This is a genomic window from Streptomyces varsoviensis (genome assembly GCF_000718635.1).
GTDB classification, from domain to species: Bacteria; Actinomycetota; Actinomycetes; order Streptomycetales; family Streptomycetaceae; genus Streptomyces; species Streptomyces varsoviensis.
The window spans coordinates 1-576 of the sequence record NZ_JOBF01000080.1 but is presented as its reverse complement, the minus strand read 5'-3'; the positions used below and the strand labels follow the sequence as shown (position 1 = coordinate 576).

General features: G+C 71.2%; 1 protein-coding gene. It reads right to left on the bottom strand.

Features of this window, described 5'->3' with window-relative positions; all coding sequences use genetic code 11:
- Nucleotides 1–575, bottom strand: a 575-nt coding sequence (locus IF55_RS35675) for an IS110 family transposase (protein ID WP_245661682.1), incomplete at its 3' end; no start/stop codon positions are given.
- Nucleotide 576: the final 1 nt, after the last annotated feature.

The following is a 576-nucleotide window of genomic DNA, read 5'->3' as shown; positions in this document are numbered from 1 at the left end:
TCGAGGAGTCTGCGGCGGCCGGCTTTGCGCAGGGCGGCCGGGGAGCCGTGGCGTTCCAGGAGCCAGGTGACGGCCTGGTGGTCGAGGCGGGGGCCCAGGGCCCGTTCCAGCGACGGGTGGAACTGGGTGAGCAGGCCGCGGATGCGGTTGGAGGTGCGGGTGGCCTCGGCGGCGAGGTCCTGGTCGAAGCCGACGAGGACGGTGAGTTCGGCGGTGATCTCGTCGGTCAGCAGGGTGTGCGGCATGGTGCGGGCCGCGTCCGCGATCACGGCCGCGTCCTTCGCGTCGGTTTTCGCCTCGCCGGGGTAGAGGTCGGCGATCCGGCGCATGGCCAGGCCGGGCAGGTAGGTCACTTGGCAGCCGGCGTCGCGGGCCACGGTCAGGGGCAGGGCGCCGATCGAGGCGGGCTGGTCCACGATCACCAGGACGGTGGTGAACTTCGCGGTCAGCTTGTCGAACACGGCCCGCAGCTTCGGTTCGCTGTTGGGCAGCGGCTTGTCGAAGACCTTCTTGCCGGCCGGGGTGAGTCCGTGGCCGTGGTGAGTACTCTTGCCGACGTCCAGGCCCAGGAACACG